Here is a 23714-nt window from a genome sequence, read left to right as displayed (position 1 = left end):
GATCTTCTTGTAATTTTAACTGACCAACCAATCGGTCAGCCTTCGAATTTAGGGGATACTATGAGCCATAATCTAGACCTTGAACCAAACACGTCGAGAACCAACGACATGGATCAAATGTTCAACCGACAAAAAGATCACTACCGCAATAATGTTAATCCTACGCTTGAGCAGAGAAGAGAAAACCTCTCAGTACTAAAAGCGTTGTTAATGCGCTATCAAGAGCAGTTGATTGAGGCAGTATCTGAAGATTATGGCCATCGAGCAAAGCACGACAGCTTGATTGCTGATATCACCCCTTCTCTTCACCAGATCAATTACAGCGTGAAGAACCTTAAGAAGTGGTTGAAGCCATCACGCCGCAAAGCTGGTTTGATGCTAACGCCAGCTAAGATCACGGTTCATTATCAGCCTGTGGGCGTTGCAGGCATCATTGTTCCATGGAACTTCCCAGTCATGCTCTCTTTAGGGCCTCTGATCACAGCATTAGCAGCGGGCAACACTGCGATGCTTAAGATGTCGGAGTTTACTCCAGCAACCAACCGAGTTTTAAAAGCGATGTTGGCTGAAGGCTTTAGTGAAGATCAAGTTGCGATCATCGAAGGTGAAGCTGATGTTTCCGCTAAATTTAGCCAACTGCCGTTTGACCATATCCTATTCACAGGCTCAACCGCTGTGGGTAAACACGTTATGAGAGCAGCGGCTAACAACTTAACACCAGTTACCCTGGAATTAGGCGGCAAATCTCCAACCATCATTGCCCCTGACTTTGATGTGGCGGACGCTGTTGAACGTATCCTGTTTGCCAAGAGCTTAAACGCTGGCCAAATATGTGTAGCGCCTGATTACATCTTATTGCCGCGAGAAAAAACGGACGAGTTCATCACAGCTTATAAGCGTTATTTCAAGAAGCTTTATAAAGCCGGTATTGAGAGCAAAGACTTAACCTCAGTGGTTAACATGCGTCAGTACAATCGATTAAAAGGTGTGGTTGAAGATGCGAAGTCAAAAGGTGCTGTGATACACACGGTAACCGAACAAGCACAGGACGATGTAAACCACAGAATGACGCCACACCTTCTCACCGAAGTGAACGATGAGATGCTCGCGATGCAAGAAGAGCTGTTTGGTCCTGTTCTGCCTATCGTGCCTTATGATTCCATCGAAGAAGCAATCAGCTACATCACAGAGAGAGAACGCCCACTGGCTCTGTACCTAATGAGCCATAATAAAGAAACCCAAAACAAGTTTTTGTCAGACACGCACTCTGGCGGCGTGTGTATTAATGATTCTTTGGTGCACGTGGCTGCAGAAGACGCGCCATTCGGTGGCATCGGCCCTTCAGGCATGGGACACTACCATGGCATTGAAGGCTTCAAGACCTTTAGCCATGCCAAAACCGTTCTAAGCAGAGGAAAAATCAACTTCACCAAGTTAATGCATCCTCCTTACAACAACCCAATCAAGAAACTGATGTTCAAAGTACTCAATAGATGATCACCAAAAGACAAAAAATCCTAGATGCTGCACTCCTGCTTTTCTCTCAACAAGGGCTAGAGGGCACATCTACCGGACAAATAGCGAAAACAGCCGGCGTGGCAAAAGCGACGTTGTTTCACCACTTCGAGAACAAATCTCTATTGATTGATGAGCTGTTTCGCGAGCTGAAGCTAGAGCTATTCTCGACCCTTCAACCGCACACTGATGTGGCAGTAGAAGATCGCTACCAAGCCTTTAAGTTCATGTGGATCACAGGAATTGAATGGGCATTAGAGAATCCGGTTGCGATGAAGTTCTTTACCAATGTTCATTTCGACCCAACGACTCAAACTCGAGAAGTGATTGTTTCACAGATGTTCGCATCGCTAGACGAGATCATTTTGAAAGGGCAAGAAGATGGTGAATTGATGGTGTTGGACATTAACCTTGTTAGACACTTCATCCATAGCCACTTTCTGATTTGTGCAAACTGGCTGATTGAACAAAGCGAGTCTCCACCAGAGCAAACATCGAAGTACATCAACGATAGCTTTGATATGTGTTGGCGCGCCGTTGGTGGGCAAACCAAGTAGCTTTAGCTTTAAGCCCAAGGCTCTAAGCTCTAAGCTCTAAACCCAAAGATATAAGTTCTAGACTCAACTTATTTCCAATAATGATCACTAAAGCGCCACACAGGCGCTTTAATTATTTGAACACAATTTAATCACCTCAGCATATTGACTCAGAGTACGTTCTTTCAGTACCATCCCACCATCATTTCAAAAGAGAATAACGCCATAATGAAGTACTAACATCCTGACATCCGATTTATTTTTATAAAAATCATTTGGACACTCGGGGTTAGTGGGCGTTACTTCGTCATCTATTTTCGCGACAAATCAAGCTCTTAAAGATCCGTTTTTTGACAAACAAACATCTTTAAGATCAATACCTCAAAGACAGAAATTACATCAACACCCTATTTCCTATCTTTGATTGGCATGCTAAGTAAGTAACGTCTTTGGCGATCTATATATAGAATTCTGTGTAGGGTTCTATATAGAAAAAGCGCCTCACCCCTTTTACTCGTTTACACGTAAAGGGAGGTATTTCTATGCCTACTATATTAGCCAACAATCTCTCATTCCAACTCGATACTGGTGAGTGGTTATTCAAAAACATCACCTTCAATTTGAGCACTCGCCTCACCGGCCTAGTCGGAAGAAATGGGGCTGGAAAGTCATTGTTACTTTCATTGCTCATGGGACAAAAACAGCCCACAACAGGCAGTGTTTCGCACCAAGGTTCGATCGGCTTTTACTCTCAGTTACCATCAAAGCTACTGGATACCAACATCACCATCGCTGACTTCTTAGGGCTCACCGAAAAGTTAGAAGCATTAAGCGCCATAGAACAAGGTAGCTGTGAATTGCAGCACTTCAATATCGTTGGTGATGATTGGGATCTAGAGGCACGTACCCAGCAGTTGCTAGGTACATTAAAGATCACTCGTGATTTGAACACGCCCTGTTACTCTTTGAGTGGTGGACAACTCGCCTTGCTACAGCTTCATCAGCTGTTCGTATCAAATAACGACATACTGATCCTCGATGAGCCTTCGAACCATTTGGATAACGATGGACGCAATTGGCTACTAGAACAATGCCTGATGTTTGAAGGCAAAATACTTGTCGTCAGCCATGATCGAAGCTTATTGAGACGAATGGAAGGGATCTACCACCTCAACAGCTTAGGCGTACGTTTCTATAAAGGAAATTATGATGATTACTTCAAACAAGTATCTAGCCAAAGCGAAGCGCTCAACAAACAGGTCGCGCATCATCAGTCCGAAAAGAAACGACTCGAGCGTCAAGCTCAAGCCAACAAGGAAAAGGCGCAGCAGCGAGAATCTCAGGGAAACCGACTCAGAAAGTCAGGTAGCCAACCCAAGATCTTATTGGATGCGATGAAAGATAAAGCAGGACAAAGCCAAGCCGCGTCTGCGACAAGCCAAAGGAATGTCATTGACCAAAACCAACATAAACTTCAGTCGCTTAAAGAACAGAAGGAACGGCTGAAACCACAAGCTTTGTATCTACAGCAAAGTAATAGCAGTAAAAAGAGCTCTTTGTTAACCGTTGAAAACTGCCGCCTTATTTACGGCTCTGGTGCGCCCATCAGTTTCTCTTTATCACAAGGGGAACGGTGTTATCTAACCGGTGCTAATGGGTGTGGAAAGTCGACACTGTTAAAAGCGATTCACGGTCAACACACCAATTATAAAGGCTCGATTAAGCGCTTGGGGGCGACCGTCTATTTGGACCAACACTTTGGCCTGTTAGACACCAACGAGACGATGTTCGATAGCTTAATGACGCACAGCTTTGGATTAACAGAGAGCGACGCGCGAACCCTGCTAGCAGGAATTGGATTCAGGCGAGAGTCTGTATATCGCAAAGTCGCTCACCTCAGTGGTGGCGAGAAAATGAAGCTGGCGATGTTGATCGTCAGCCATAAACAGGATGCCCCGCTTCTTCTACTTGATGAGCCAGACAATCACTTGGACATAGACTCAAAGCAAATATTGGCTTCGGCTCTGCGTGAATACCAGGGTGCATTCATCTTGGTCAGTCATGATAGCGATTTTGTTGAGGAAGTCGGCGTTAGCCAAAACCATATAAAGCTTTAGTCCATGCCCCTAAACCTTGAGTCTTAAGCCTGTAAGGCGAGCTTCATTACTGATGCTCGCCTTTCTCGGTTGAGACAAGTAAACTACGCGCCTCGAACATCTATTCATAAGGCTAAGGTTTGCATACTCTAGAACAATTAAAATCAGGGCAACTTAAAGGTATTAAGCGCTTAAAACTATCAGAAGGTCTCACCGAGTTTCCTCTAGAAATCATAGAGCTTGCAGATTCTCTTGAGATCCTAGACCTTTCAGGTAATCAGCTGTCAGACCTACCAGCCGAGTTATCAAAGCTAACTAACCTGCGTATTATCTTCGCGTCGAATAACCTGTTTACGCACCTGCCTGATGTTCTAGGTACTCTTCCTAAGCTCGAAATGGTTGGCTTCAAAACCAACCAAATCAAAACAGTGAGTGAAGAGTCCCTACCCGCTCAATTGCGCTGGTTAATTCTGACAGATAATGCCATCGAAGTTCTGCCTAACTCACTGGGTGAAAGACCAAGACTGCAAAAGCTAGCACTCGCAGGCAACCAGCTTCGCGCTTTACCTGAGAGTATGGAAGACCTATCCAACCTCGAACTGGTCCGCTTGTCTGCAAACCAACTGACTGAATTCCCTGAGTTCCTTATTAAGCTACCAAAACTTGCTTGGTTAGCCTTTGCGGGCAATCCATTTTGCAAACACCCGAGCAGCTTAGATAGCGTGCCTGCAGTAAGCTCGCAATGCTACTCATTGAATCAAGTGCTTGGTCAAGGTGCATCAGGCGTGATATCTCATGCTAATTGGTTAAACAGTGATTTTGATTTCCCTCAGGAAGTGGCGGTTAAAGTATTCAAAGGCGAAGTGACAAGCGACGGTTACCCACATGATGAACTAGAAGCGTGTCTTCAAGCTGGTCACCATAGCAACTTAGTGAAGTCTATCGCGCAAGTGGACGAACAAGATTACCTTGCGTTGGTGATGGAGCTTATCCCAAGCTGCCATTACAACCTAGGCTTGCCACCGACACTCGATACTTGCACGCGTGATACTTTCCCAGAAGGTTTCGAACTTCCAATCGCGCAAATCGACAACATCGTTACTCAAATGATTGATGTATTTAATCACCTGCATGACAACAAGGTTTGCCACGGTGACTTGTATGCGCACAACACCTTGGTTAATGAACAAGGTCAAATGATCTTTGGTGATTTTGGCGCGGCGACTATCTACGGTTACCTGACTGAAGAGCAGCAACAGGGTATTCAACGCATCGAAGCTCGCGCTCTCAAGTGTTTTATTGAAGACCTATTGACAGTTTGCTCTACTGACGACGTAGATTCAGAACTGTACAAGGAACTTGAAAACTATCACGCATAAGGGCTGCCAAGCCTAAGTAGCCAATCAAGGTTCGATCGAAATGAAAAAAGCTAACGTTTGACGTTAGCTTTTTTGCTTTTGGAGCTTGATGAGTCAAATCCGAGTTAACTAGCTTCCACCTGAACAAGCTTAAGGTAGGAGTGAAGCTCTTGGTTTTTATATTCCACCGCCGAGTGGATATTCAAGTCTTTACACGCAACCGCATCAAACTGGTAACGATTGTCACCTTTACTGATTTCAACTTGCAGCAACCCGCTTTTCAACAGCCAATGACCTTGAGTTTCAAACCGATCAAACAAGCGGTATTCCGTTAGACTGCCATCCGAATGAAAGTGAACCTCAGTAATATACCCTGCTGGGCAACTTTTTACCCAAGTACGCCCTAAGACATCTTCTTCAACAAAGTTTCTTTTGCTCTCGCACCACTTTAAATAATCGGCACTCTCGCTCAGTTCACTATCAAGGTCATTCTTAGACAGTAACGTTTGGTCTTGCTGTTCACGACAGTAAAGCTGAAGTAGTGTCTGCTGGTTATTACTCATAAATCGCCATCCCTAGCTAGTCAATCTAATCCAATCTGGCTTAAGCTACCAACTCATAAGAGACAACATACAGCTGAGAAATACCTGGGTAGATGTCTTGAATCACATCTTTCAGAACTTGCAGCGACATGTTCTCTTGCTGAGCATGGAACTCACCTAAGTCATCAAACAGGATTGGTTCAACGCTAATGATCTTAAGATTACAGAATACACGTCCCTGCTCTAGCGTGGATACTTCTACAACACTGCCCGGCTGGTAATCGCGCTCAGATTCATCGCGAATAGTAATGGTCTTTTTGCCTGAAAGGATATCGGTTTCAAAACGTTCGAAGAACGTCATAGTAGTAGGTGCGGTCATTTATCTCGGTCGCTTAACATTTAAAGGTTAGGTAAATGTTTATATACCAGAATGCTTGTTCAAGCGAATAAAAAATTAGATGCGGAATTTTATTTCGTCATTCCCTAGACTGACGAAGGAAGGATTAGGGAATCTCTATCAAGAGCCAAATAGCAGGCAATAAAAAAGGAGAACCGAAGTTCTCCTTTTCTTAAACCTTTAAGCTAACTCTAAATTATAGAGATGCTTTCGCTTTTTCAACTAGAACAGCAAATGCTGCTTTGTCGAATACTGCGATGTCAGCAAGAATCTTACGGTCGATCTCGATAGATGCTTTCTTAAGGCCATTGATGAAACGGCTGTAAGATAGACCATTTTGACGAGATGCCGCGTTGATACGTGCAATCCAAAGTTGACGGAATTGACGTTTCTTGTTGCGACGGTCACGGTAAGCGTATTGACCAGCTTTGGTAACTGCTTGGAAAGCTACGCGGTAAACACGTGAACGTGCTCCGTAGTAACCTTTAGCTTGTTTTAGAACTTTCTTATGACGTGCACGAGCTTGTACACCACGTTTTACGCGAGGCATTATGCTTCTCCTAAACTAAACGAATTTATAAACTAAAAAGAATTAAGCGTATGGCATCATACGTAGAACTTGAGCAACTTCACATTTAGGAAGGATCGAGTTCGGACGTAGCTGACGCTTGTTCTTAGTAGTACGCTTAGTCAGGATGTGACGTTTACCAGCGTGCTTAAACTTAATACCACCAGCAGTTTTCTGGAAACGCTTAGCAGCACCTTTGTTGGTTTTCATCTTAGGCATGATGAATAACTCCGCATTGTTGAGTTGTTAATAACATAGTAATTAGGGCGAATAAAACCCCGCAACCTGAGGCTGCAGGGTTCAATTACTTGCAAAGCCGTTAATTACTTCTTTTTAGGGGCCAACACCATGATCATCTGGCGACCTTCAATTCTCGTTGGGAAAGATTCGACTACTGCAAATTCTTCAGTATCCGCTTTCAAACGATTAAGAACGTCAACACCGATTTCTTGGTGAGCCATTTCGCGGCCACGGAAGCGAATTGTTACCTTCACTTTGTTGCCGTCTTCTAGGAAACCAGTCAGGTTGCGTAGTTTTACCTGATAGTCTCCAATATCAGTTCCAGGTCGGAATTTAATTTCCTTGATCTGAACCTGCTTTTGCTTCTTCTTCTGCTCTTTCGCAGCTTTGCTCTTCTCGAAGAGGAACTTACCGTAGTCCATCACACGACAAACTGGCGGCTCGGCGTTAGGGCTGATCTCTACAAGATCCATACCAGCTTCATTTGCAGCTTCCATCGCTTCAGCGATTGATACTACACCAACAGCTTCGCCGTCTGCGCCAGTTAGACGCACTTCACGAACGCCACGAATGTCACCGTTTAAACGGTGCTGGTTTTGTTTGGCCGGTTGTTGGCCACGTCTTCCGCCTTTAATAGCTATTCCTCCAGATTGAGCTTACGGCTTGAAACCTCGGCTTGGATGTATGAAATAAAGTCATCCACTTTAAATTTGCCAAGGTCCTTACCTTTACGTGTACGTACTGCAATTTCGCCGGCTTCCATTTCTTGGTCACCACACACAAGCATGAACGGTACACGTTTCAAAGTATGTTCGCGGATTTTAAAGCCAATCTTCTCATTTCTCAAGTCTGCTTTGACTCTAAATCCACTTTTTTGCAGTTTTTTCGTAATTTCTTGTACATATTCAGACTGTTTGTCTGTAATGCCCATTACAACTGCTTGTTCTGGCGCCAACCACGTTGGGAAGAAGCCAGCGTATTCTTCAATAAGAATACCAATGAAGCGTTCTAGTGAACCTAAAATCGCGCGGTGGATCATAACTGGCGTGTGACGCTCGTTATCTTCACCTACGTAAGTAGCACCTAAACGTTCTGGTAATGCAAAATCGAGCTGCACTGTACCACATTGCCAAGCGCGGTCCAAACAATCATGCAAAGTAAATTCAATCTTAGGTCCGTAGAACGCACCCTCGCCTTCTTGAATCTCGTATGCAATGTCCATTGCCTCTAGCGCTTGCTTAAGGTCAGCCTCTGCACGGTCCCACATTTCGTCTGAACCTACACGCTGTTCTGGACGAGTAGATAGCTTAACAACGATACTTTCGAAGCCGAAAGTTGTGTAAGTATCGTAAACCATTTCAATACAAGCTTTAACTTCTTGTTGAACTTGGTCTTCAGTACAGAATACGTGAGCATCATCTTGAGTGAAGCCACGAACACGCATAATGCCGTGAAGTGCGCCAGACGGCTCGTTACGGTGACATGAGCCGAACTCAGCCATACGTAGCGGTAGATCACGGTAAGATTTCAAACCTTGGTTGAAGATTTGAACGTGACCAGGACAGTTCATTGGCTTGATAGCGTATTCACGGTTCTCTGAAGAAGTAGTGAACATCGCTTCAGCGTACTTATCCCAGTGACCAGAGCGTTCCCAAAGAACACGGTCCATCATTAATGGGCCTTTAACTTCTTGGTAATCGTACTCAGTCAGTTTTTGACGAATAAATACTTCTAGCTCACGGAAGATAGTCCAACCGTTGTGGTGCCAGAACACCATGCCTGGTGCTTCTTGCTGCATGTGGAATAGGTCAAGCGCTTTACCGATTTTACGGTGGTCACGTTTAGCCGCTTCTTCTAGGCGCACAAGGTGAGCTTTAAGTGCCTTCTTGTCGTGGAATGCAGTGCCGTAGATACGTTGAAGCATCTTGTTGTCACTGTTACCACGCCAGTATGCACCCGCTACGTTAAGTAGAGTGAAGTGCTGGCAGAAGCTCATGTTAGGCACGTGTGGACCACGACACATATCGATGTATTCTTCGTGATGGTACAGGCCTGGACGATCGTCTTTAGAAACGTTCTCGTCCAAGATTTCAATCTTGTAAGTCTCGCCGCGAGCTTCGAATGCGTCGCGCGCTTCCTGCCAGCTAACTTTCTTCTTAACAACCTGGTACTTGGTCTTCGCTAGCTCTTTCATGCGCTTTTCGATCTTTTCTAGATCTTCTTGCGTTAGAGAATGCTCAAGGTCGATATCGTAGTAGAAACCGTTATCGATAGTAGGACCGATCGCCATTTTCGCTTCTGGAAAAAGCTGCTTAACCGCGTGGCCTAAAAGGTGAGCACAAGAGTGACGAACGATTTCAAGGCCATCAACTTCATCTTTAGCTGTGATGATTTCTAGGCTTGCATCGTTTTCGATAAGATCACAAGCATCAACACGCTCGCCGTCTACACGACCAGCAATGGTTGCTTTCGCAAGACCAGGACCGATTGATAGGGCAACATCTAGAGTTGATACAGGGTTGTCAAATTGACGCTGACTACCGTCAGGAAGAGTAATAATTGGCATTATTTGTCCTTTACAGTGGTGTTGCACACCAAGCAACACATGAAAATGTTTAATATATGTCTTTCAATCAACGGGTACGCTGATTGGGGATATAGGCATAATAAATATACCCACATAGAAGCAAATACAGATGCCCCACTTGTGAGTAGCCGAACATTGTAACGAAATTATATGAAATGACAATGACAGAGCGAACCCGCAAGCTATCCAACCGCTTCGTTTGGTGAGGTTAACCATGCTGTGGTGACTGACCTACTCTTCTAATCCTCTTGATTACCAAGCTACACCGACTAAACAACTGCACCCTACCAGTTCCGAGTTAACTCATACAACTTACCTCTTACAAACGAGTTATTTAGAACTAAGCTATATAGAAGCAACGGAATGCAGATGAGGTACATATGGAGAAACGGGCTACTTGTATATCGCTCATACGACCTTTACCGCTAATAATAGCCGCCATGTTTTCTGCGCCAAACGCATGGGCCAACAAAGATTACGGCCCCTTAATCAGTTATACCCAAGCACCACTGCAGTCGGTTCGCCTCACCCCGTCGCTCCGTTCAGGCTTCCCTCTTGAAGAGAATAAGGTTGAAGTATTTACAGCCTTAACTGCCGCGAGTATCTGGGCCCACTCCCACGACTATCACTTAGACTATTATCAAAACCAACTTCAAACTGGCTTACGATGGCAATTAACCACAGCCTGGCAAGTAGAGCTCAATTACCGCTGGTTATACGCCGCCAATAATCATCTCGACAAAATCACCATTAACTTTCACGATCTATTTAGCATAGACCAAGCAGGTAGAGACCAGAAAGACAGACACCAATTCGACATCTATGCACCAGACCATGGCGTCAATAATCGAGACTTCTCCGGCGACACATTGACTAGCGCTTTCACGCTCTACACCCAATATCAGATCATAGATATAGAAAACCACGGCTTATCTTTTGGCGTATCCCTTTACCATAACAATGTCAGCCACGGTGCATTTAAAGGAAGCAGCACCGAACAAAGCGCTCAACTCAACTATGCATACCAACTAGACATTAATACCTTCTACACCAGCTTAGGGGTTGCGAATCAGTCCAGTCGAGAAGCGGAGAATAGCTTTTCATATAAGAAGACGACATGGTCATGGATGGGCGGCTATCAACTCACACTATTTGAAAACCATGAGTTGCACCTTGAATACCGTTGGTATGAAGGCGCGGAAGATGGTGACACTGAGTTTTCAGAAGCCGCAAATGAAATGATGTTTGGCTATCGCTATCTGATGCAACGCTCAGCAGTCGAGATATCCATAATCGAGAACATCTTCAACATGGATAATTCCACCGATGTTGCCTTCCAATTGGCCTACCGGCATCAGTGGTAAACCCATTTCAGGACGGGACAGATAGTAGAATCAAAAAAGCCGAATGGTTAAGTTCGGCTTTAGAAGTCGTATTGTCTCTATTAATAGACAGAGCGACTACTTACAGAGAGGGAACTACGCACTCATGATTCTTGATACAGCGTTACGAATGTCTGAGTCGGCAGCGTTAGCAGGTAAGCTGAATGAGATGTATTGGTCGCCACGAAAGCTCATTGAGCGGTCGATTTCTGCTAAGCAGTGAATCATTGAACCTTCAACGATGAATGACAGCTCGATCTCTTTGTTATTCATAAAGCCGCCGCTGCGAAATTCAATCTCTTGGTAACAGCCCGAGCGAGAAGCAAAGCTGTTGCCTTTCAAGAAGCCCTTCTCGACGTCTGCTTTCACCATTGCCATCCCCGATGCTTCCACACCTTGAATGATTTTAGCGACTGTTGGCAGTGGATGAACTGAAATGAAATCACGGTCTTTAGGATCAATCGCGAAGCCGATATCTAGGTTGGTTTCAACCCATACATGGCATTGGTTCATTTGTGCGTTCAACGCTGTGACTGGCGTTTCATCATTTAACTTGAGACGGAATGGCACCAATTTGGTTTCACCCGGTTGGATCACGAAAGGCTCTACCGCTTGAATACGACCTAGTGAAAAAGTTTCGTAGCTGGTGCTGTCTTCCGTTTCGACTTTTACTTCTGTGTTGAGAACCAAGTTAATCAGCTCGATTTGTTGCTCAACGTCGCCACCAACAATGTGAACATTGCCAGACAACTCTCCACCTTGGAAAACTTCAATATTATCTAAGACGGTATCAACTTTTGCTGCACCGATGCCCAACGAGGCCTTTAATTTCTTAAACATATTATTTCCCTTTCTAATTATCTGATTAGCTAGGGCGTGTTGACCTTTCGTGGTTGAGTTTTGTTCGAGATAAAAGCGTTTTAATCGCGGCGAGGGAGAAGTAGCCTAGTCATTCTAAGCAAATCTCCCTCAACAAAGAGTAAAACGCTTTTAGCCGAACCCTTCGGGCAGCGTTTGCTGGTCATTTCTACTGCGTTATCGGCTTCTCATGTAGGCTAGCTACACATCAAAGCCTCTGCCTTGTATAAATACCCAGCAACTCGCTGCAAAAACCAGCTCGAAAGATCAACATGCCCTACTAGTTATTGCGTGACAATTTGCGACACTTGCCTCACAGAATCAAGCAATTTGCCCCATCTATGTTGAATAAGGTCACATTGCCCGAGGAAATGTTGAAATCGTGAAAAATTCCGTTACTCTATTTGTATAGTCAAATAAGGTTTCATTATGTCGAAAGCGCCGCTCTACCTACAGATAAAACAGTTCATAGACGATAATATCAACAATGGTCACTGGCCAGTGGGTTACCAGATAACCACAGAACTCGAACTCACAGAGCAGTTCAATGTGAGTCGAATGACGGTCAATAAAGCCATTCGAGATCTGGTGTCTGAAGGCAAGCTCATCAGGAAACCAAGACTGGGGACTTTTGTTTGTGAACCAGACGAAAAAGCGCAATCTCCGTTGCTTGATATCAACAACATCGCGCAAGAGATCAAAGACCGAGGCCAAACGTATACTAGCCAAGTTATCAAGCACGATAGTATCAAGGCTGATGAAAGCACAGCTACACGGTTAGGTGTGATGATTAACGCAGAGGTGTTCTATAGTGAAATCATCCATTTTGCGGACAATACACCGATACAACTGGAAGCACGTTGGGTGAATTCTCAAGCCGCTCCAAAATATCTAGAGCAAGACTTTTCAACCTCTACACCCAACGAATACCTTTCAAAAAGCTGCCCGTTAAGTGCTATCGAGCATACGGTTGAGGCCATTATTCCAGACTCTCAAATCAGAACCTCACTAAAGCTATCTGAATCAGAGCCTTGCCTTCTTTTGAATAGAAGAACATGGAGCAAAGAGCGCCTCATCAGCTTTGCATTGCTCTACCATCCTGGCTCTAAGTACAAATTAAGCTCCAAGATACTTCTAGATTAAAGAACATCATCCTGATCGCCGATCACATTTTTGCAACATCAACTTGATTCGGGTCAGCGTTTAGCCTATTTATTTGTATATACATTTAATATTTAGCAAAGATCTAGGTGATTATGAATTTGATCCTCAAAAACGCACGAGTGGTCTCCATGAGCTCGGGAACCGATGGTTATCAGCCCTCTTCCGCTCAAGATATCGTTATCGAAGACGGTAAGATCGTGTCTATCTCTTGTTCAAACCATGAGGCTCGTGCTTCTGAGGTAGAACAACCGAGCACTGATGGCTCTGCGGATTACATCACCTATGATTGCAAAAACAAGCTCGTCACCCCAGGGCTGATTGATTGCCACACTCACCTCGTATTTGCAGGCAATCGCGCCAACGAATTTGAACAGCGTTTGAATGGTGTCTCTTACACCGACATCGCCAAACAAGGCGGCGGGATTCTTGCGACAGTCACTGCAACACGCGCAGCCCAAGAGTCTGAACTGGTTGAAATGGCGCTACCTAGACTCGATGGTCTGCTAAGAAGTGGCGTAACCAGCATCGAAGTAAAATCTGGCTATGGTTTAACACTTGAAGATGAACTCAAGATGCTGCGTGCAGCCAAAGCGTTAGAGAATCATCGCCGTATTAAGATCACCACCACTCTCCTTGCCGCGCATGCTGTGCCACCTGAATATAAAGAACAACCAGATCGTTACATAGATCTGGTTTGCCAAGAGATCATTCCTAAAGCTGCAGAGCAAGGGCTCGCCGATGCCGTTGACGTATTTTGCGAATCTATCGGCTTCAACCTAGAACAAACCGAACGTGTATTTGCAGCTGCCAAAGCACATGGGCTGGCGATTAAAGGTCACACTGAACAACTTTCAAATATGGGCGGCAGTGCGCTCGCAGCTAAATACGGTGCACTCTCTGTTGACCATGTTGAATACCTCGATCAAACCGGAGTAAAAGCACTGGCAGAGTCAGGCACAGTCGCCACCTTATTACCCGGTGCTTTCTACTTCTTGAAAGAGACTCAACAGCCGCCCGTCGCCCTACTTCGCGAACACAAGATTCCAATGGCGATCGCGACAGACCTAAACCCCGGCACCTCCCCTTTTGCAGACTTAACGCTGATGATGAACATGAGCTGCACCCTGTTTGGTACAACGCCTGAAGAAGCATTGCGTGGTGTAACTTGTAACGCTGCAGCTGCCATTGGTGAGTTACAAACCAAAGGCAAAGTCGAAATCGGTTATGCCGCAGATTTAGCTATCTGGAATATCGACCACCCTGCCGATCTAAGCTATCAAGTCGGTGTTCCTCATCTGCATAAACGCATTGTTAATGGCGAGGTGTGTCATGACTCAATCTAAATCCAACGGTATCCAAGAAAACACAGAAACCGTACATAACTTTGTTTGGACCGGACGTAATGATCTTGAAGATGGCGCACTCGGTACTCGCGTTCATCACATTACCAAGCAAGTACAAAGTAGTGACTTAAGTGACGAGCTGACTGACAGCGCTATCGTCTTGGTTGGCTTTGCCAGCGATGCCGGTGTTGCAAGAAATAAAGGACGCGTAGGCGCGAAACAAGCACCTAACCTGATTCGCCAAGCGCTGGCGAATATGGCTTGGCACAGTGACGCACGCATCGCCGATCTCGGTGATATCGAATGCAATGACGATCAATTAGAAGTCAGCCAAAAACAGTGTGCATCTGTGATTGCCAATGCTCTATCAACTAACAAAGTGATTACCCTTGGCGGTGGTCACGAAGTGGCTTGGGCATCTTTTCAAGGTCTCGCTGAGCACCTAAATAAAAAAACCGAACACCTTCATAAAAATCAGCCAGAACACAAACCTAAGATCGGCATCGTTAACTTTGATGCTCACTTTGATCTTCGTGAATTTGAAAGCGAAATCGCCGATGTGAAACCGAGCTCAGGCACGCCTTTTAACCAGATAAGTGATTACTGCCACATACATCAATGGCCGTTTCATTACGCTTGTCTTGGCGTTAGCGCGGCTAGTAATACCAAAGCGCTGTTTAACAAAGCTGACCAACTGGGCGTGTGGTATGAACACGACCGCGACATGACCCAAATAAACCAAGTCGCTCAACTGGTTAAGTTGCAAAAATTCATCGCTGAGTGTGATTACCTCTATCTCACTATCGACCTCGATATTTTCCCCGCTGCGACTGCACCGGGCGTAAGTGCACCAGCGGCAAGAGGCGTGAGCTATGAAGCACTCGCTCCTTTTCTAGAACAGATTTTCCAACACAGTGAAAAACTCATTATCGCGGACATTGCGGAATACAACCCAGATTACGACGTTGATGGCCAAACGGCTCGATTGGCGGCTCGTTTATGTTGGGATATAGCCAGTGCAATGGCCAGCGGCTAATCCAGCTATACCGATAACTACAACTACAACTACAACTACAACGATATAACGTGAAACAGAAGGAATTCCAAAATGACGGAACACCACAACAGTGACCCTCGTCTCGACACGACTCGCGAAATTCGCGCACCTCATGGCACCACTTTGCGCGCTAAATCTTGGTTAACAGAAGCACCACTGCGTATGCTGATGAATAACCTAGACCCTGATGTGGCAGAACACCCACATGCACTGGTTGTGTATGGCGGTATTGGTCGCGCTGCGCGTGATTGGAAATGTTATGACAAGATTGTAGAAGTATTAGAGCGTTTAGAAGACGACCAAACGTTACTTGTTCAATCAGGTAAACCTGTAGGCGTGTTCCCGACTCATAAAAACGCGCCTCGCGTACTAATTGCTAACTCGAACCTTGTTCCACACTGGGCGAACTGGGAACACTTCAATGAGCTCGATAAAGAAGGCTTGATGATGTACGGCCAAATGACAGCAGGCAGCTGGATCTACATTGGTTCACAAGGCATCGTTCAAGGTACTTATGAAACATTTGTCGCGATTGCCAAGAAGCACTTCCAAGGTGAAGCGAACGGCAAATGGGTTCTAACGGGTGGTCTTGGTGGCATGGGCGGCGCTCAACCTCTTGCTGCCACGATGGCTGGCTTCTCAATGATCGCCGTGGAGTGTGATGAATCACGAATCGACTACCGCTTACGTACTGGCTATGTAGACAAAAAAGCCACCAGCTTAGATGAAGCGATGGCAATGATTAAAGAGTCAGACACGCCAATCTCTGTTGGCTTATTAGGTAACGCGGCAGACGTGTTCCCAGAGTTAGTTGAACGCAATATCACACCTGATGTAGTGACTGACCAAACATCTGCCCACGATCCTCTTAACGGCTACTTGCCGCAAGGTTGGACGATGGAGAAAGCCGCACAAGAGCGCACCATTGATGAAGCAAAAGTGGTGAAAGCCGCTAAACAATCGATGGCGATTCAAGTACAAGCGATGCTAAACCTGCAATACCGTGGCGCTGCAACCGTAGATTACGGCAACAACATTCGCCAAATGGCACTGGAAGAAGGCGTAGAAAACGCATTTGATTTCCCAGGCTTCGTTCCTGCTTATATTCGTCCTTTATTCTGTGAAGGCATCGGTCCGTTCCGTTGGGCTGCTCTTTCTGGCGATCCAGAAGACATCTACAAAACAGACCAAAAAGTAAAAGAACTGATTCCAGACAACCCACATCTACACAACTGGCTAGATATGGCGCGTGAACGTATTCAGTTCCAAGGCCTCCCAGCGCGTATCTGTTGGGTTGGATTGAAAGATCGTGAACGTTTAGGACAAGCATTCAATGAAATGGTGAAAAATGGCGAACTGAAAGCACCCGTTGTTATCGGTCGTGACCACCTAGATTCAGGCTCAGTGGCAAGCCCGAACCGCGAAACAGAAGGCATGATGGATGGCTCAGATGCTGTATCAGATTGGCCTCTATTGAACGCTCTGCTAAATACTGCAGGCGGCGCAACATGGGTTTCTCTACACCATGGTGGCGGCGTTGGCATGGGCTTCTCGCAACACTCAGGCATGGTGATTTGTTGTGACGGTAGTGAAGATGCATCACAGCGTATTGCTCGCGTACTTCACAATGACCCAGCAACCGGCGTTATGCGTCATGCTGATGCAGGTTACGATATTGCCAAGCAATGTGCCAAAGAGCAGAAGCTTGATTTACCTATGCTAAACGAAGAACTTCGTCGCCTTTAATGTCTGGAGAGAACATGTTGAATTTATTACTTAAGCCCGGACTACTAGGCCTATCTGAACTTCGCAAAATCAGCCGTAGCCCTGTGAACCTATCTCTGGATCTTGCTGCAATCCCTGATATTGAAGCGAGCATGCAGGTTGTTGAGCAAGTGATTGCTGAAGACCGCACTGTGTATGGCATCAACACGGGTTTTGGCTTATTGGCAAACACCAAAATTGCGCCTGAAGATCTCGAAGTTCTACAAAAAAGTATCGTACTTTCTCACGCAGCAGGCATTGGCAAGTTCATGTCTGATGAAACCGTGCGTTTGATGATGGTATTGAAGATTAACAGCTTGTCTCGCGGTTACTCGGGTATCCGCCTCAAAGTGATTAACGCTCTTATCGATCTTGTGAACGCACAGGTTTACCCGTGTGTTCCACAAAAAGGATCAGTAGGCGCATCTGGAGATCTTGCTCCCCTCGCCCACATGAGTACCGTTCTGCTAGGTGAAGGCCAAGCACGCCACAACGGCAAGATCATCACTGGCTTAGAAGCAATGCAGATCGCAGGTCTTGAACCAATCACACTTGCGCCGAAAGAAGGCTTAGCGCTGTTAAACGGCACACAAGCATCGACTGCCTTTGCGTTAGAAGGTCTATTCGCAGCGGAAGACTTGTTCGCTTCTGCGACTGTGTGTGGTGCAATGTCTGTTGAAGCTGCACTGGGTAGTCGTCGTCCGTTTGACCCTCGAATTCATCGCGTTCGTGGTCATCGTGGTCAAATGGATGCCGCGCTTGCTTACCGTCATATGCTTGATCAAAAGAGTGAGATTGGTGAATCACACACTTGCTGTGAAAAGGTTCAAGACCCTTACTCGCTACGTTGTCAGCCTCAAGTGATGGGTGCCTGCTTACAGCAAATTCGTAATTCAGCGGAAACGTTAAACGTTGAAGCGAACTCGGTATCGGATAACCCACTGGTATTTGCTGAAGACGGCGACATTATTTCAGGTGGTAACTTCCACGCAGAACCTGTGGCCATGGCAGCGGATAACCTAGCACTTGCGATTGCAGAAATTGGCAGCCTTTCTGAACGAAGAATGGCACTGCTGATTGATAGCGCACTAAGCAAACTGCCACCTTTCTTAGTCGATAACGGCGGCGTTAACTCAGGCTTTATGATTGCTCAAGTAACGTCTGCTGCTCTGGCAAGCGAGAATAAAACACTGGCACACCCAGCATCAGTAGACAGCCTTCCAACATCGGCAAACCAAGAAGATCATGTATCTATGGCCACCTTTGCGGGTCGTCGACTGCGTGACATGGCAGAAAACACTCGTGGCATCTTGGCCGTTGAATACTTAGCAGCAGCACAAGGCTTGGACTTCCGAGCGCCAAACCTATCTTCACCTCGAGTTGAAGAAGCGAAACAGATTCTGCGTGAAAAAGTGAGCTTCTACGACAAAGACCGTTACTTCTCACCTGATATCGAGCAAGCGAACCTATTGCTCAAATTATCAGTGCACAATCACCTAATGCCTGAAGGTATTCTGTGTAGCTTTTAAGAGAGAAACAATCTGAACAACACCCATTAGAGTGTTATATAAACAAGGGCTATTGATTAGCCCTTGTTGCATTGAGCCAAATACCATATTCCCCTTAAAATCGTCACATACCATCCAACGTATTTATCTAATCGATTGATATATAAGCAAAGTTAACTGGATAGACCATTAGAGCGAAGTTAGTTAGCTATAATCCACCCCAGATTTGATGACTAATAGCGATACTATGTTTCTGACACCTTACTTTTCTACTGAAGACAATCAATTTCAATTCACTCGTGAACAAGCTAGCCACTTTGCTAAAAAAGTAGCCGCTGACTTCAACCCAATTCACGATGAAGACAACAAGCGCTTCTGCGTGCCTGGCGATCTTTTGTTTGCAGTTCTTCTGCAGAAAGAAGGCATCAGCCAAAAAATGCGTTTTGATTTTTCAGGTATGGTTGGTAACGGTATTGCGCTAAGCGTTGACAACAAATGTGAGAAAGAAAGCTCACTGGTTGACGAGAAAGGCAAAGAGTACCTACACATGTCTTGTGAAGGTGAAAAGAGCCACGACCAAGCATTCATCGAGCACGTAGTAACAAACTACGTTAAATTCTCTGGCATGAACTTCCCTCACATCATGGTTCCTCTTATGGAAGAACAACAAATGATGATCAACTGCCAACGTCCTCTAGTGATTTACGAGAGCATGGAAGTTGAATTTACTCGCCTAGACCTGTCTCACCCAGAAGTTGAATTCTCTGGCGCGACTTTTGATGTTGAAGGCAAACGTGGCATCGTGACTCTGAACTTCGATTTCAAAGAAGACGGCGAAGTAGTCGGTAAAGGCGTGAAGCGCATGGTAGCAAGTGGCCTTAAGCCATACGACCAAGCTTCTGTAGACGACCTAGTAAACCGCTTCAACGAACGCAAAGAGATGTTTCTAGCTCAGTTCGCAGCTGCCGCTTAATCAGCTCTAGAACAAGATCAATAAAGCCCAGCTTGATAATCTCAAGCTGGGCTTTTTTATTTCGATTACTAAGCCATTAAGCCTGCACTCAAACCATCACTAAATCCAACGCCTAACCTTTTGTTTGTAATCAACATATTCCGCGCCGAATAATTGTTCTAGTGCTCGCTCTTCGGGTTTGATTTGGAAGTAATTCATGTAGATCACGAAACCAAAGCTGAGTAATACACTAAAGATATTCTGGAAGAAGTAGCCAAAGCAAAACAGCAGGATGAACAACCCTAAGTACATCGGGTTTCGCGTGTAGCCAAAAATCCCACTGTCCACGACGGCTGAAGCGGTTTCGACTTTGATCGGGTTAACGGTGGTTTTCTGTTTTCGAAATTCCAATATGCCGGATATTCCGATCACACCACTCAATGCGACCCCGATACCTAACACTACCATTCCATAAGGTAATGCCAGTGTCCCTTGGCTCAACTGCTGAGCGCAGAAGTATGATGCTACGAATACAATAATGAACAGTGCAACCGGTGGTACTTTTAATTCTAGAAATTTCATACTTTTCCTTATTAACATTCCTTTGTTAGTTTAGAAAAAAGCCCAGCAATTGCTGGGCTAAATGTATTAGAGAATTTTTGCTAGCGCCTGTAATGGGTGAGCAAGCTTCTCACCTTCAAAACGCTTCACTTGGCTACGGCAAGAATAGCCCGTCACCAAGCAACGATCTTTTGGTAAGTCCTGCATTTGAGGCTTCCAGCTTAAACCATATATGTCTTTCGACATTTGTAGCTTATCGACTTCGTGGCCGAAAGTTCCCGCCATACCACAACAGCCGACAGGAACGCTGGTTAACGCCGCCCCAAAGTGTTTGAAGATAGTACCCCACTCTTTTTCAGCGTTCGGCATTTTGGTTTTCTCAGTACAGTGAGCAAACAAGTACCACATATCTTCACTTGCTGAGCGTGCTTCGAACTCACCTAGCGATGGCATTAACCATTCATGCACAGTAAGTACATCAAAGTCGCCGCGCTTGTCACCTAAGATCTCGACGTATTCATCGCGGTAACAAAGCACAAGAGCAGGATCAACACCGACCAAAGGAATTCCGATATCCGCCACCATCGACAAGAAATCCGAAGTCGATTTCGCCTCACGTGCAAAACGATTTAAGAAGCCCTTTATGTGCAACGCTTTACCATTCGGTTTGAACGGCAGCAGTACCGGAGTTTTGCCAAATTTTTGAGCCAGAGTGACGAAATCTTCAATCACCTCGGCATCATAGAAGCTGGTAAACGGGTCTTGAACGATCAGCACATGCTGTTTCTTCTGTTCAGAAGACAAGCCTTCTAAATACTGTAAATCGAAGAGTTGCAGCTCTTTACTCGCTAGACGATTTTTGAGCGTAGGCACCGACATCAATGGTGCATCAACATAACCGACCGTTTTAGCTGTTGCCGTTTGGATCCACTTTTGACCCAATGCAGCGTTGACTACTTTTGGCGCTTTCGCCATCAGCGGCAGCATGGTTTCAATGTTGGCAACTAGATAATCTTTTGCAGGGCGCTGGTAACGCGAGTAGTAGATGTTCAAGAATCGAGAACGGAAACTTGGTACATCGACTTTGATCGGACATTGACTCGCACACGCTTTACACGCCAAACAACCGTTCATCGCCTCATGAACTTCATGCGAGAAATCGTACTCATGGCGTTTGTTCATCGTATTGCGAACACGCTCAATCATAGTCTTAACGGGTGTGTTGTCTTTCAACGCTTCTTGCTCAAGGTCGAGAATATCAACGCCTTGTTCAGTCAGTTGACGCAACCACTCTCTTACCAAGCCTGCGCGGCCTTTGGGTGAGTGACGTCGGTCAGCCGTAACTTTCATTGAAGGACACATTGGCGAGCTAGTATCGTAGTTGAAACACAAGCCGTTACCGTTACATTCCATTGCTTGCTTGAAGCTGTCACGCACTTGTACGTCGATCTGACGGTCGTAGAAACCACGCTTGGTATCGGTGACTTTCACCAATTCAGCGTCACTTTCTAAAGGCGTACAGATCTTGCCTGGGTTCATCTTGTTGTGCGGGTCGAATGCTGCTTTAACACGTCTTAATTCGGTAAACAGCTCTTCACCAAAGAAGTCTGGGCCATACTCCGAACGGAAGCCTTTACCGTGTTCACCCCACATTAAGCCGCCGTATTTCGCCACCAGCTTAACCACTTCATCAGAGACTTCATGCATCAAGGCTTCTTGCATCGGATCACACAGATCCAATGCCGGACGAACGTGTAATACACCCGCATCTACGTGACCAAACATGCCGTAATTCAACTCTTTTGAATCAAGCAACACTCTAAATTCAGAGATGAAATCCGCGAGGTTTTCTGGTGGTACACAAGTATCTTCAGCAAAAGCGACTGGCTTAGCTCGGCCTTTCGCCGCACCTAACAGACCCACTGCTTTCTTACGCATGTTGTAGATTCGGCCAATGCTCGCCAAATCGCTACAAACTTGGAAACCAATCACGCCGGCTTCTTCGCTTTCAACCATGGTTTCAAGGCGTGCAGTCAGCGCTTGAACTTGCTGTTCAACTTCCGCTTCATCTTGGCCTGCAAACTCAACCATGTTGATGCCAAGCATCTCTTTGTTCGGAACATCAGTCAGCAAATCGCTCACGGTGTGCCAAACGATGTCTTGCTTCGCTAGGTTCAATACTCTTGAATCTACCGTTTCAACAGACAGTGCTTTCGCTTCCACCATGAACGGCGCATTACGCAGCGCAGAATCAAACGTGTTGTATTTCACGTTAACCAGTGTGCGCGCTTTTGGAATCTTGGTTAAGTTTAACTTTGCTTCCGTGATGAATGCTAAAGAACCTTCAGCGCCACATAGAACGCGAGTCAGGTCAAAGCTGTCATCTTGTTCGTTGATTGCATTCTTTAGGTCATAGCCTGTTAAGAAGCGATTCAGCGGAGGGAATTTATCTAAGATTTGAGCGCGTTTGTCTCGACAAACCGCCTCTGTCACCGCAAGTGCATGGTGAGCCAATTCACCCTCAACAGGTAAGCCGTGTGATAAATCAGATTCTAGACATGAACCATCTGCGAACACCGCTTGCAGCGACAATACATGGTCTGAGGTTTTACCGTACTTCAATGACCCTTGACCCGAAGCATCGGTATTGATCATACCACCCAAGGTTGCTCGGTTACTGGTAGAAAGGTCTGGAGAGAAAAAGTAACCATAAGGGCGAACAGCGTCGTTCAATTGATCTTTAACGACACCAGACTGAACTCTTACCCAGCCTTCTTTCTCGTTAATCTCAAGAACCTTATTCATGTATCGCGACAGGTCAACCACGACACCTTTTGTTAAAGATTGTCCGTTGGTTCCGGTACCGCCGCCACGAGGGGAAAAAGTCACGCGTTCGTAAGCAGATTTAGAAACCACTTTACCGATAAGCACAACATCTTGCGTTGTTTTAGGAAGGATGACCGCCTGCGGCAATTGCTGATAGACACTGTTATCAGTCGCCACAGCCAAACGGCTAGAATATTGAGATTCAATGTCGCCAGTAAAGCCCGCTGTTTTTAGTTCATCTAAAAAGCGTACGACAACTGGATCGACATCAGCATTGAGTTGAAGTCTTGGTAACATTTGCTTCCTGCCCCTACTTCGCTGATCCAATCAGCATTGGGTTATCTGAGATTTTTAATAATTTTCTTTGAATTTCGTCACTTTACTACTATTAAGATCATATAAAAAGGTGATCAAATCAGAATCTCAGTGCAAGAATGGAGAAATAGTCACTTTCGTCTTA

The 23714-nt window shown here is 45.5% G+C and carries 20 protein-coding genes; 11 read left to right on the top strand and 9 right to left on the bottom strand.

Features of this window, described 5'->3' with window-relative positions:
• The first annotated feature begins 60 nt into the window (after positions 1-60).
• The 4 genes from MSG35_RS21690 to MSG35_RS21675 all read left to right on the top strand — a co-directional run bounded on the left by MSG35_RS21690 (position 61) and on the right by MSG35_RS21675 (position 5526).
• Positions 61-1497: a coniferyl aldehyde dehydrogenase gene (locus tag MSG35_RS21690; protein WP_248384992.1), complete on the top strand. Its 1437-nt coding sequence runs from the start codon at positions 61-63 to the stop codon at positions 1495-1497.
• Positions 1494-2072, top strand: a complete 579-nt coding sequence (locus MSG35_RS21685; RefSeq protein WP_048607093.1) for a TetR/AcrR family transcriptional regulator — start codon at positions 1494-1496, stop codon at positions 2070-2072. The genes MSG35_RS21690 and MSG35_RS21685 overlap by 4 nt, the downstream gene beginning before the upstream one ends.
• Positions 2073-2593: 521 nt before the next feature.
• On the top strand, positions 2594-4168 hold the full coding sequence (locus MSG35_RS21680; protein ID WP_248384991.1) for an ATP-binding cassette domain-containing protein: 1575 nt from the start codon (positions 2594-2596) through the stop codon (positions 4166-4168).
• A gap of 119 nt (positions 4169-4287) precedes the next feature.
• A complete protein-coding gene (locus MSG35_RS21675; RefSeq protein ID WP_248384990.1) occupies positions 4288-5526 on the top strand; it encodes a leucine-rich repeat-containing protein kinase family protein in 1239 nt (412 codons plus the stop codon).
• A gap of 104 nt (positions 5527-5630) precedes the next feature.
• Here MSG35_RS21675 and MSG35_RS21670 read toward each other — a convergent pair whose 3' ends face one another.
• The 6 genes from MSG35_RS21670 to thrS all read right to left on the bottom strand — a co-directional run bounded on the left by MSG35_RS21670 (position 5631) and on the right by thrS (position 9818).
• On the bottom strand, positions 5631-6068 hold the full coding sequence (locus MSG35_RS21670) for a hypothetical protein (RefSeq protein ID WP_048663542.1): 438 nt from the start codon (positions 6066-6068) through the stop codon (positions 5631-5633).
• Positions 6069-6108: 40 nt separating this feature from the next.
• Positions 6109-6426: a N(4)-acetylcytidine aminohydrolase gene (yqfB, locus tag MSG35_RS21665; protein ID WP_102480633.1), complete on the bottom strand. Its 318-nt coding sequence runs from the start codon at positions 6424-6426 to the stop codon at positions 6109-6111.
• 214 nt (positions 6427-6640) lie between these two features.
• Entirely contained in the window at positions 6641-6994 is a 354-nt protein-coding gene (gene rplT, locus MSG35_RS21660) for a 50S ribosomal protein L20 (protein WP_004733517.1), read from the bottom strand.
• Between the two features lie 42 nt (positions 6995-7036).
• Positions 7037-7231, bottom strand: coding sequence for a 50S ribosomal protein L35 (rpmI, locus tag MSG35_RS21655; RefSeq protein WP_004738430.1), 195 nt, complete (start codon positions 7229-7231; stop codon positions 7037-7039).
• 104 nt (positions 7232-7335) lie between these two features.
• Positions 7336-7887: a translation initiation factor IF-3 gene (infC, locus tag MSG35_RS21650; protein WP_076654893.1), complete on the bottom strand. Its 552-nt coding sequence runs from the start codon at positions 7885-7887 to the stop codon at positions 7336-7338.
• 2 nt (positions 7888-7889) lie between these two features.
• Complete coding sequence (gene thrS, locus MSG35_RS21645) at positions 7890-9818, bottom strand: threonine--tRNA ligase (RefSeq protein WP_016768282.1); 1929 nt, start codon at positions 9816-9818, stop codon at positions 7890-7892.
• Between the two features lie 461 nt (positions 9819-10279).
• Between thrS and MSG35_RS21640 the strand changes: the two genes are divergently transcribed.
• Positions 10280-11203, top strand: a complete 924-nt coding sequence (locus MSG35_RS21640) for a DUF3187 family protein (protein WP_050651889.1) — start codon at positions 10280-10282, stop codon at positions 11201-11203.
• A gap of 114 nt (positions 11204-11317) precedes the next feature.
• Here MSG35_RS21640 and MSG35_RS21635 read toward each other — a convergent pair whose 3' ends face one another.
• The gene (locus MSG35_RS21635; RefSeq protein WP_248384989.1) at positions 11318-12061 is read right to left on the bottom strand and encodes a sporulation protein; all 744 of its coding nucleotides are present in this window, start codon (positions 12059-12061) and stop codon (positions 11318-11320) included.
• A 447-nt stretch (positions 12062-12508) separates the two neighbouring features.
• Between MSG35_RS21635 and hutC the strand changes: the two genes are divergently transcribed.
• From hutC to MSG35_RS21605, 6 genes are all read left to right on the top strand, one after another.
• The gene (gene hutC, locus MSG35_RS21630) at positions 12509-13222 is read left to right on the top strand and encodes a histidine utilization repressor (RefSeq protein ID WP_052879113.1); all 714 of its coding nucleotides are present in this window, start codon (positions 12509-12511) and stop codon (positions 13220-13222) included.
• A gap of 113 nt (positions 13223-13335) precedes the next feature.
• Complete coding sequence (hutI, locus tag MSG35_RS21625; protein WP_248384988.1) at positions 13336-14586, top strand: imidazolonepropionase; 1251 nt, start codon at positions 13336-13338, stop codon at positions 14584-14586.
• Positions 14573-15622 carry a formimidoylglutamase gene (hutG, locus tag MSG35_RS21620; RefSeq protein WP_248384987.1) on the top strand — a complete coding sequence of 350 codons (1050 nt, stop codon included), beginning with the start codon at positions 14573-14575 and terminating at the stop codon, positions 15620-15622. The genes hutI and hutG overlap by 14 nt, the downstream gene beginning before the upstream one ends.
• A 72-nt stretch (positions 15623-15694) precedes the next feature.
• Positions 15695-17389, top strand: a complete 1695-nt coding sequence (gene hutU / locus MSG35_RS21615) for a urocanate hydratase (protein WP_248384986.1) — start codon at positions 15695-15697, stop codon at positions 17387-17389.
• A 14-nt stretch (positions 17390-17403) separates the two neighbouring features.
• Complete coding sequence (hutH, locus tag MSG35_RS21610) at positions 17404-18936, top strand: histidine ammonia-lyase (RefSeq protein WP_086969618.1); 1533 nt, start codon at positions 17404-17406, stop codon at positions 18934-18936.
• A 226-nt stretch (positions 18937-19162) separates the two neighbouring features.
• Positions 19163-19888 (top strand): DUF3581 domain-containing protein, encoded by a 726-nt coding sequence (locus MSG35_RS21605; protein ID WP_010438254.1) that lies wholly within the window; start codon positions 19163-19165, stop codon positions 19886-19888.
• A gap of 99 nt (positions 19889-19987) precedes the next feature.
• Here the strand turns inward: MSG35_RS21605 and MSG35_RS21600 are convergent, their stop codons facing one another.
• Both MSG35_RS21600 and MSG35_RS21595 read right to left on the bottom strand, forming a co-directional pair.
• Positions 19988-20449 (bottom strand): isoprenylcysteine carboxylmethyltransferase family protein, encoded by a 462-nt coding sequence (locus MSG35_RS21600; RefSeq protein ID WP_048607122.1) that lies wholly within the window; start codon positions 20447-20449, stop codon positions 19988-19990.
• A 66-nt stretch (positions 20450-20515) separates the two neighbouring features.
• Positions 20516-23551, bottom strand: a complete 3036-nt coding sequence (locus MSG35_RS21595) for an FAD-binding and (Fe-S)-binding domain-containing protein (RefSeq protein ID WP_248384985.1) — start codon at positions 23549-23551, stop codon at positions 20516-20518.
• Positions 23552-23714 lie beyond the last annotated feature (163 nt).

It is taken from the genome of Vibrio sp. 1CM23M (assembly GCF_023161755.1).
GTDB lineage: Bacteria > Pseudomonadota > Gammaproteobacteria > Enterobacterales > Vibrionaceae > Vibrio > Vibrio coralliirubri.
Note: the sequence above shows the minus strand (reverse complement) of the source record. Positions and strands in the feature narration are given on the sequence as shown.

Excerpts from the sequence above, each read along its gene's own strand:
- MSG35_RS21690 (WP_248384992.1), top strand. The coding sequence starts at position 61 with ATGAGCCATAATCTAGACCTTGAACCAAACACGTCGAGAACCAACGAC.
- MSG35_RS21685 (WP_048607093.1), top strand. The coding sequence starts at position 1,494 with ATGATCACCAAAAGACAAAAAATCCTAGATGCTGCACTCCTGCTTTTC.
- MSG35_RS21680 (WP_248384991.1), top strand. The coding sequence starts at position 2,594 with ATGCCTACTATATTAGCCAACAATCTCTCATTCCAACTCGATACTGGT.
- MSG35_RS21670 (WP_048663542.1), bottom strand. The coding sequence starts at position 6,068 with ATGAGTAATAACCAGCAGACACTACTTCAGCTTTACTGTCGTGAACAG.
- yqfB (WP_102480633.1), bottom strand. The coding sequence starts at position 6,426 with ATGACCGCACCTACTACTATGACGTTCTTCGAACGTTTTGAAACCGAT.
- rplT (WP_004733517.1), bottom strand. The coding sequence starts at position 6,994 with ATGCCTCGCGTAAAACGTGGTGTACAAGCTCGTGCACGTCATAAGAAA.
- rpmI (WP_004738430.1), bottom strand. The coding sequence starts at position 7,231 with ATGCCTAAGATGAAAACCAACAAAGGTGCTGCTAAGCGTTTCCAGAAA.
- thrS (WP_016768282.1), bottom strand. The coding sequence starts at position 9,818 with ATGCCAATTATTACTCTTCCTGACGGTAGTCAGCGTCAATTTGACAAC.
- MSG35_RS21640 (WP_050651889.1), top strand. The coding sequence starts at position 10,280 with ATGTTTTCTGCGCCAAACGCATGGGCCAACAAAGATTACGGCCCCTTA.
- MSG35_RS21635 (WP_248384989.1), bottom strand. The coding sequence starts at position 12,061 with ATGTTTAAGAAATTAAAGGCCTCGTTGGGCATCGGTGCAGCAAAAGTT.
- hutC (WP_052879113.1), top strand. The coding sequence starts at position 12,509 with ATGTCGAAAGCGCCGCTCTACCTACAGATAAAACAGTTCATAGACGAT.
- hutI (WP_248384988.1), top strand. The coding sequence starts at position 13,336 with ATGAATTTGATCCTCAAAAACGCACGAGTGGTCTCCATGAGCTCGGGA.
- hutG (WP_248384987.1), top strand. The coding sequence starts at position 14,573 with ATGACTCAATCTAAATCCAACGGTATCCAAGAAAACACAGAAACCGTA.
- hutU (WP_248384986.1), top strand. The coding sequence starts at position 15,695 with ATGACGGAACACCACAACAGTGACCCTCGTCTCGACACGACTCGCGAA.
- hutH (WP_086969618.1), top strand. The coding sequence starts at position 17,404 with ATGTTGAATTTATTACTTAAGCCCGGACTACTAGGCCTATCTGAACTT.
- MSG35_RS21605 (WP_010438254.1), top strand. The coding sequence starts at position 19,163 with ATGTTTCTGACACCTTACTTTTCTACTGAAGACAATCAATTTCAATTC.
- MSG35_RS21600 (WP_048607122.1), bottom strand. The coding sequence starts at position 20,449 with ATGAAATTTCTAGAATTAAAAGTACCACCGGTTGCACTGTTCATTATT.
- MSG35_RS21595 (WP_248384985.1), bottom strand. The coding sequence starts at position 23,551 with ATGTTACCAAGACTTCAACTCAATGCTGATGTCGATCCAGTTGTCGTA.